Origin of the sequence: Aurantimonas sp. C2-5-R2 (assembly GCF_036549495.1) — a bacterium.
Lineage (GTDB): Bacteria > Pseudomonadota > Alphaproteobacteria > Rhizobiales > Rhizobiaceae > Aurantimonas > Aurantimonas coralicida_A.
Window position 1 is genome coordinate 53,222 of sequence record NZ_JAZHLJ010000021.1, and the last position, 8,089, is coordinate 61,310.

Below are 8,089 nucleotides of genomic sequence, written 5' to 3' on the forward strand. Positions count from 1 at the left end.
CGGTCGGAGCGGACGCCGAAAGGCGCCCGCTCCGTTGTTACCGATTAGCGGACCGGCATACCGTACTGCAGACCGCCCTTGGTCCAGAGGGCATTCTGGCCACGCTGGATCTTGAGCGGCGTGTCGACACCGATGTTGCGCTCAAAGATCTCGCCGTAGTTGCCGACGGCCTTGATGATGTTGACCACCCAATCCTGCGACACGCCGATCGACTCGCCGAAGTTCTTGTCCTTGCCGAGGAGGCGACGGATTTCCGGATTTTCCGAATCCAGCATCTCTTCGACATTCGCCTGGGTGACCCCAAGCTCTTCGGCGTTGAGCAGCGCGTAGTGCGTCCACTTCACGACGTTGAGCCACTCCGTATCGCCTTGGCGCACTGCGGGTCCAAGCGGCTCCTTGGAGACGATTTCCGGCAGGATCGCGTGATCGTCCGGACTGCCCATTTCGAGGCGCGAGGCGGCAAGACCGGAGGCGTCCGTCGTCAGGACGTCGCAACGACCGCTGTCATAGGCCGAGTTGACGTCCGACTGCGACTCGATGACGACCGGATTGTACTCCATGTTGTTGGTCCGGAAAAAATCCGCGAGGTTGAGTTCGGTGGTGGTGCCACTCTGCACGCACACCGTCGCACCGGAGAGCTCCAGCGCCGAGCTGACATTGAGTTCCTTCTTCACCATGAAGCCCTGGCCGTCATAGTAATTGACGCCGGCGAAGGTGAGCCCGAGCTTCGTGTCCCGGTCCATGGTCCAGGTGGTGTTTCGGGCCAGAACGTCGACTTCGCTGTTCTGGAGCGCCGGAAAGCGCTGTACCGCCGACAGCGGCGAATATTGAACCTTGCTGGGGTCACCGAACACAGCGGCGGCGATCGCCTTGCAATAGTCGACGTCGAGGCCCTGCCAAGCGCCCTGATCATTCTGCGAGGCGAAGCCTGGCAAACCCGTATTGACGCCGCATTTAAGGGCCCCGCGATCCTTTACAGTCTGGAGGGTCTGCGCCGAGGCGCCGCCAGCTGCCAGGCCCGCGATCGAGAGACCGAGCACCGCGGTCAGAAGCTTCAATTTCATCAGGATACCTTCCCGGTTGGGTTTTGGGTATGACTTTATTGACAAACGAAGTACCCAGTCCGATGCGGCAGATGGCGGCCTCGGGACAAAGTCCCTCATTTCGCACAGCAATCACATGTCATAAAAAAGTGCAGGTCAAGCAGTTGACGTTTTTTTCCCCTCGCTTTCGGCAATACGTCCGATCAGTCGTCTTGAGTACAATCAGAAAGCCGAACAATTGAGCACCGACAACTCCCGCCGGGGACGGCAGGACGGCATCAACACCCGTCTGGCGCATGGGCCTTACGATCCACAGTCCCAGCACGGCTTCGTGAATCCGCCGGTTGTCCATGGCTCGACCGTCCTCTTTCCCTCGACGGAAAGCCTCAACAACAGAATTCACGCGCCGTTTACCTACGGTCTGTCGGGCACGCCGACCACCAAGGTCCTGGAAGACGTTTTGACCGAGTTGGAAGGGGCAGCCGGGACGATTCTGCTCCCGTCCGGGCTCGCCGCCGTCACGGTCCCGTTGCTCGCCTACCTGTCGAGCGGCGACCACTGTCTCGTTGTGGATTCGGTCTATTACCCCACTCGTCGTTTCTGCGATGGAACCCTGTCGCGCTTGGGTGTCGAGGTCGAGTATTTCGATCCGCACATTGGCGAAGGTATAGCCGGGCTGATGCGGCCGGAAACGAAAGTCGTCTTCCTCGAGGCGCCTGGTTCGAACACGTTCGAGATCATGGATGTCCGCGTTGTCTGCGATGCCGCCCACGCCGGCGAAGCGGTCACCATGATGGACAATACCTGGGCGACGCCGATGTTCTTCAAGCCGCTCGATCACGGCGTCGATCTGTCGATTCATGCCCTGACGAAATATCCGGGCGGTCATTCCGACGTGATGATGGGCAGCGTATCGGCGACCCAGACGACCTACGGTCGGCTCCGCGACACCCAGATGCAGATCGGCGTCAACGCAGCGCCCGACGACGTCTACCTTGTCCTGCGCGGACTGAAGACGATGGGCATCCGCCTGGAACGCCATCAGGCCTCGGCGCTGGCCCTGGCGGAATGGCTGGAAAGCCGGGAGGAGGTGAGCGAGGTGCTTCACCCCGCCCTTCCCTCGTTTCCCGGCCATGCGCTTTGGCGGCGCCAGTTCAGCGGCGCCAGCGGCCTGTTCGCTTTCGTGTTGAAGGGCGATGCGCGAAAGGCGGCGGCCTTCCTGGACGCGCTGCGGATCTTCGGGCTCGGTTATTCCTGGGGCGGGCACGAAAGCCTCGCCGTTCCGGTCGATTTGAGCGACCGGACCATCGCCAAGGGTCCCGGCGGCGGTGCGCTCATTCGACTTCAGGTGGGGCTGGAGGACGTCGCCGATCTCAAGGCCGACCTGGAAGTCGGATTTGCGGCCGCGAATACGCTATAAAAGCGCTCGTCGCGGAGGAGCTTGGGGTGCGCGAATGGCCGCCTGCTGGACCGCGCGGCACCTCCGCGGACCGAAAATGTCGCCCATGTCTCCGGGCCGGACAATTGGGCTGGTGGTGACCCCGGCAGGATTCGAACCTGCGACCATCGGCTTAGAAGGCCGGTGCTCTATCCACTGAGCTACGGGGCCGGCGTGACCGAAAAATCATGCAAACCGAGCAGTGCCCCGATCACGAACGCCGGAGCGTCAATGGGTCCAAGGCTGATTTCGGTCGTACCGGAAGTTGTCGGCATAAGCCACTTTGGACCGCTTTGCGAGGTGGGGTTCCTCGACCCGAAATGGAATATCGTTGCGCTCGGCATATTCGATCGCCAGCTCTTTCGTGGCGAAGGAGAGGCGGAGCTGCGAATTCATGTCGCCCGAGGACGTATAGCCCATCAGGGGCTCGATCCGCTTGGGCTCCTCCGGCTCATAGACGAGGACCCAGTCGCGGGTCTTGGCCTTGCCTGACTGCATGGCGGTTCGGGACGGACGGTAGATTCTCGCAACCATCATGGCCTCGTCGGGAGCGCGGGATTCGCGTCGAAATACGGGCGGATCGCGATGGTCGGAGCGGCAGGATTCGAACCTGCGACCCTCTGGTCCCAAACCAGATGCGCTACCAGGCTGCGCTACGCTCCGGATGCCATGATCCGCCTGTGGACGGGGGTTTGCCGGGCTTGCCCGCCGAAGTCAAGGCCAACGCGTTGCATGGCTGCGCCCGCCGCATCCCGCCACGGCAAAAGGCACGGGCCAAAACCTTCATGTTCGGCCTCCTCCGCGGCCGGCCCGCGTATGAAATCGTCCCAAGAATGCGCCGCCAGCCCGCCGATCCGTCACGATTCCGGTATGATCTCGTGCTTGAGCTGATCCCCGACTCGCGCGCCGTAGCGCGCTGCCGCGCCGCCGTTCAATTCCAGGACGTATTTGACTGGCCCGCCGGAGGGAATCAGATCGAGCGACAAGGGCTGTGCGTTCGTCTTGATATGGATGACCGTGCCAGCTTCGTCGAGGAACAGCATATCGAGAGGGATGAGCGTGTTCTTCATCCACATCGTTACCGGCCGAACCGGGTCGAAGGAGAACAGCATGCCTTGCCCCGCCGGCATGGACTCGCGATTCATCAGGCCGATTTCGCGGTCTTTCGGCGTCAGCGCGAGCTCGACATCGATCTTCTGCTCGCCCGAGCCGGTGACCAGCGTCGCGGTCGACAGGTCGCCCCCCGCCAGCGCGAAATAGGCCGCGGCCAGGATAGCCACGGCGGCGAAGCCGGCCACGAGGATTGGTTTGCGAAACATCATGGCCGAGCCCCTGCGGTCAGTGCGGTCAGTGCGATGCTGGCTGAACGGGGCCGGTCCCGGGATGGATTTCGGCGGCCATCAGACCCTTCTCGCCGTCACCGAAGCGCACCAGCACCTCCTGCCCGGGGCGCAGTTCCATCATACCGTAGCGCCGCAGGGTTTCCATGTGGATGAAAATATCCTCCGTCCCCTCGCCTTGGGTCAGGAACCCGTAGCCCTTGGTACGATTGAACCATTTCACCACCGCGCGGACAAGATCGCTGCTCGGCACCACCGTGACGTGGGTGCGCGACGGCGGCAATTGCGACGGATGGATGGCCGTCGATTGATCCATGGACAGGATTCGGAATGCCTGAAGGCCGCGCTCGCCTTTTTGCACCTCGCAGACGAGACGCGCTCCCTCGATGGCTGTCGTGTAGCCGTCGCGGCGAAGACAGGTCACATGCAACAGGATGTCGGCGCCCTGATCATCGGGAACGATGAAGCCGAACCCCTTGGCCACGTCGAACCATTTGATATGGCCGGACACGACGATCAGTTGGACGTCGCCGCCGCCCGATGATTCGCCCTCGCCATGCACGTCTACAGAGGTTTTCTCCGACATTCGGGGGGTCCCGCCTCTTACGCCAACCGAATCGGCACAGTTTAGCATAGCATTAACCTTCCGGTTTCGAGCAAGGGCAACTACGGCATTTGTGCGAAAATGCGTCCTGTTGCACACAGGTTCCGGCAGTCTTGGCGGCCTCGCAAGTTCTTGCGAAAGCGACGTCTCCTCCCGTCTTCGCGCAATCCAGCCCGATCGATCCAGAACGTCCGCCAGCTGGCATGGCGCCGGGCGGGCGTCCTGGAGATCGAGATGCGCGGCGGGGGCTGGCTTTGTCGGCGGCAGGGGGTTGGCCGTTCGCAACCGTGCCCTAACGTCTCTCCCTCCTCATCAATGGAGACATCCCAATGCGCTATCTGCACACGATGGTCCGCGTCAGCGACGTCGACCAGTCGCTCGATTTCTACTGCAACAAGCTGGGGCTGGTGGAGACGCGCCGCGTCGAGAACGAAAAGGGACGGTTTACGCTGGTCTTCCTTGCGGCGCCCGACGACCTTCCGGGCGCCAGGGAATCCAAAGCCCCGCTGATGGAGCTGACCTATAATTGGGACCCGGAGACCTATGGTGCCGGGCGCAATTTCGGCCATCTCGCCTTCGAGGTCGACGACATTTATGCGACCTGCCAAGACCTGATGGACAAGGGCGTGACAATCAACCGGCCGCCACGCGACGGCTACATGGCGTTCATCAAATCCCCCGACGATATTTCCTTCGAACTTCTGCAGAAGGGAGAAGCCAAGGCGTCGGCCGAGCCGTGGGCCTCGATGCAGAACACCGGCAGCTGGTAGAATTGCCCCGACCTGACGTCGGCGGTCGCGGGCCGTCGACGATCATGGTGCTGCCGCATTCTGGCCATATGCGCGGAAATAGGTTCTATTGCGCAGGCTTCGATGCCGACGGTCCTGATTCAGGCGGTCGGCGGGGGATATCACGACGAAGCTTGCGACGTCTGCCGCATCAGCGGTAGCTCGAAAAGGCGGACCCTTCGGCTCGCCATTGAGAGGGTGGATAAGTTTGACGACGAGTATCCGGACCGTGCGCCGCTGGCCGCTGCGGCGGCATATTCTGGCGGCGGCGGTGCTCTCGAGCCTTCCGCTGGTGGGCGCATGCGTTTCGGCGCTTGACGATACGACGGCCTTTGGCTTCGCCGGCGCGGCGCCATCCGAAGACATCTTGGCCGCCGACGGGCAGACCGATTCCGACCGCACTGCCATCGCCGGCGAGGTTCCGGCGAGCGCGGCGATCGACGGCGAGGCTTCGGCCAGCGCCACGGCAGACGCTTCATCGGTCAGCGAGGAACCGCAGACCGCAGGCTTGGCGGAGGCTCCTCCCCCTGCTTCCCCCCGCATGCTCAATGCCGGGAACAAGGCGATTGCCGCTTACGCGGGCGGCAGTGTCAGCGAGGGCGACAAGATGACCTCGGCTGAGAGCGGCCGCGAGGCTGACCGCTCGCTTTTCGCTTCGCTTTTTGCTCGTTCCAAGGTCCGCACGCCGATCGCAAATGCGGAGAAAGGCAAGAGCCGCCGCATCGTTCTGCAGCGCGAGGCCGCCGCTAGCTCCGGCGCAGACAATGCCCTGCCTGGCGTCGACCCGTCTTCGCTGTTCGAGATCGGGCAGCGCGCATCGGCCGACGACGAGGACATTCTCGACGAAATCAGCGGCGGCAGTAGCTATCAGGTGGCGTCGCTCACCGGTTTTGCCCGCGTCGCGCCCAATGGTCTCCGTGTCCAGCGCGAGAGCGTCCAGACGAACTGCTTTCCCGCGAAGTTGGTTGGGACGCTGCGGGCGATCGAACGGCGTTTCGGCAAGAAGATCGTCGTCACCTCCGGCTACCGCAGTCCAACGTATAACCGTCGCGTCAACGGTGCCCGCCGCTCCCAGCACATGGGCTGCAAGGCTGCCGATATCGTCGTGCCGGATGTCGACCGGTTCGCCGTCGCGGCTTACGTACGTTCATTGCCAGGCCGAGGTGGCGTGGGAACCTACTGCCACACAGCGGCGATCCACGTCGATGTCGGCCCCAAGCGCGACTGGAATTGGCGCTGCCGTAGCCGCAAGTAAAGCTAAGCGGCCCTGTCCGACCGCGCAACGCTGTGGGATTCCAAATCATCGTCCGGCGCGAAGCGCGCGCTTTCGCGCGGAGCCGAAATGCTTCACCGCCAGTGTGTGAAAAACCCGGCTCCGACGTCTTGCGATCCCCAGCGAACCCCCGTATACACCCCGTCGCCGCGCCCATCGTCTAGCGGTCTAGGACGCCGCCCTTTCACGGCGGAAACACGGGTTCGATTCCCGTTGGGCGTACCAGCTTCCCTTCTCGGCGCGCTGGTTTTCGGAAAAAGACAATCACCAACACCATTCGCGGCGCTAGCGTTCAATGCGACCGGCCAGCCTCCCAGTGTCGTGGCCCGATGCATGGCGAAGCGCGAACAGGGAGCCAACGGCGATGCGTTCGTACAATCTCATGGTGATGGAAGGCGACGGCATAGGGCCAGAGATCGTGGAGTCGACGCTGGCGGTCCTTCGCCATGCGGCATCGCTGCACCGCATCGAACTGGCATTCGACGACGAAACAGTCGGCCTCGCGGCACTCGAAGCCTTCGGCTCCACATTTCGGAATGAAAGCTGCGAGAGAGCTCGCGGCGCCGACGGGTTGATCCTCGGGCCAGTTTCCCACAACGTCTATCCGCCGGTCGACAAAGGTGGCGTGAACCCGTCCGGCACACTCCGCAAGCAGCTCGATCTCTATGCCAATATCCGACCTGCCCGCACGCGACCGGGGATCACGCCACGGGTCGGTGCCCCGATCGATCTGGTGATCGTGCGCGAGAACACGGAGGGCTTCTACGCCGACCGCACGATGTTCCTCGGCGGTGGCGAATTCATGCCGACGCCGGACCTGGCCCTCGCCGTGCGCAAGGTCACGCGGCAAGCCTCGCTCAGGATCGCCGAGAAGGCGTTCGCGATCGCCGCAGGGCGCCCCCGCAAGCTGGTGACGGCAGTCCATAAGGCGAATGTTCTGCGGGTCTCGGACGGGTTATTCCTGGACTGCGTGCGGGAGGTCGCCGCTCGCTATCCCGACATCCGCTACGAGGAACAATTGGTGGATGCGATGGCCGCGCATCTCGTTCGCGACGCGTCCCGTTTCGACGTTGTCGTCACGACCAACATGTTCGGCGACATCCTGTCGGATCTGGCCTCGGAACTCGCCGGAAGTTTGGGACTGGCGGCGTCCCTGAACCTTGGCGACGGCCATGCGATGGCGCAGGCCCAGCACGGCTCGGCGCCCGATATCGCCGGTCGCGGCATTGCCAACCCGGCCTCGCTCATCGGATCGTCGGCGATGCTCCTGGCATGGCTGGGCGAGCGTTTTTCAGACGACGCGCCGCTTCAAGCTGCCGCCGCGATCGACGCCGCGCTCGACGCGACCATCGCCGACCCTGACACCCGCACCGCCGATCTTGGCGGCACCTGCGCGACGGCGGCCTTCACGCAGTCGCTGATCACGCGAATGACCGAGGCTGCGCGGACCTGATCAATCCCCTTCAGTTGGCGCAAAACGCGGGTGGAATGCCGATCCCACTTTTCGCCATTCCGGGCTAGAGCGTCAGGCGATTAATCTGCAACATAGCCAGCGGCCTTGAGGTAGTTCCAACATTCTTCGGGCTCGAACAGGTCGCAGATG

Annotated in this window: 8 protein-coding genes and 3 tRNA genes; 5 read left to right on the plus strand and 6 right to left on the minus strand. The window is 63.0% G+C overall.

What is annotated here, in order from left to right; all coding sequences use genetic code 11:
* Positions 1 to 44 precede the first annotated feature (44 nt).
* The gene (locus VQ044_RS11650; RefSeq protein ID WP_327624907.1) at positions 45 to 1,064 is read right to left on the minus strand and encodes an amino acid ABC transporter substrate-binding protein; all 1,020 of its coding nucleotides are present in this window, start codon (positions 1,062 to 1,064) and stop codon (positions 45 to 47) included.
* A 217-nt stretch (positions 1,065 to 1,281) separates the two neighbouring features.
* On the opposite strand from VQ044_RS11650, the gene metC reads away from it, so the two are divergent.
* On the plus strand, positions 1,282 to 2,463 hold the full coding sequence (gene metC / locus VQ044_RS11655) for a cystathionine beta-lyase (RefSeq protein ID WP_327647372.1): 1,182 nt from the start codon (positions 1,282 to 1,284) through the stop codon (positions 2,461 to 2,463).
* Positions 2,464 to 2,576: 113 nt separating this feature from the next.
* Here metC and VQ044_RS11660 read toward each other — a convergent pair.
* The 5 genes from VQ044_RS11660 to VQ044_RS11680 form a co-directional block, all read right to left on the minus strand.
* Positions 2,577 to 2,652 (minus strand) — tRNA-Arg (locus tag VQ044_RS11660).
* A 57-nt stretch (positions 2,653 to 2,709) separates the two neighbouring features.
* Entirely contained in the window at positions 2,710 to 3,018 is a 309-nt protein-coding gene (locus VQ044_RS11665) for an ETC complex I subunit (RefSeq protein WP_327647370.1), read from the minus strand.
* Between the two features lie 49 nt (positions 3,019 to 3,067).
* Positions 3,068 to 3,144: transfer RNA gene (locus tag VQ044_RS11670), tRNA-Pro, on the minus strand.
* A gap of 194 nt (positions 3,145 to 3,338) precedes the next feature.
* The gene (locus tag VQ044_RS11675) at positions 3,339 to 3,803 is read right to left on the minus strand and encodes a DUF192 domain-containing protein (RefSeq protein WP_327647368.1); all 465 of its coding nucleotides are present in this window, start codon (positions 3,801 to 3,803) and stop codon (positions 3,339 to 3,341) included.
* A gap of 25 nt (positions 3,804 to 3,828) precedes the next feature.
* Complete coding sequence (locus VQ044_RS11680) at positions 3,829 to 4,407, minus strand: cold-shock protein (RefSeq protein ID WP_327647366.1); 579 nt, start codon at positions 4,405 to 4,407, stop codon at positions 3,829 to 3,831.
* A 347-nt stretch (positions 4,408 to 4,754) separates the two neighbouring features.
* On the opposite strand from VQ044_RS11680, the gene VQ044_RS11685 reads away from it, so the two are divergent.
* The 4 genes from VQ044_RS11685 (at position 4,755) to VQ044_RS11700 (ending at position 7,939) form a co-directional block, all read left to right on the plus strand.
* Positions 4,755 to 5,195: a VOC family protein gene (locus VQ044_RS11685; RefSeq protein WP_327647364.1), complete on the plus strand. Its 441-nt coding sequence runs from the start codon at positions 4,755 to 4,757 to the stop codon at positions 5,193 to 5,195.
* A 226-nt stretch (positions 5,196 to 5,421) separates the two neighbouring features.
* Entirely contained in the window at positions 5,422 to 6,468 is a 1,047-nt protein-coding gene (locus tag VQ044_RS11690; protein ID WP_327647362.1) for a YcbK family protein, read from the plus strand.
* 167 nt (positions 6,469 to 6,635) lie between these two features.
* Positions 6,636 to 6,711 (plus strand) — tRNA-Glu (locus VQ044_RS11695).
* Between the two features lie 139 nt (positions 6,712 to 6,850).
* Positions 6,851 to 7,939, plus strand: a complete 1,089-nt coding sequence (locus VQ044_RS11700; RefSeq protein ID WP_327647360.1) for an isocitrate/isopropylmalate dehydrogenase family protein — start codon at positions 6,851 to 6,853, stop codon at positions 7,937 to 7,939.
* The last annotated feature ends 150 nt before the right edge of the window (positions 7,940 to 8,089 follow it).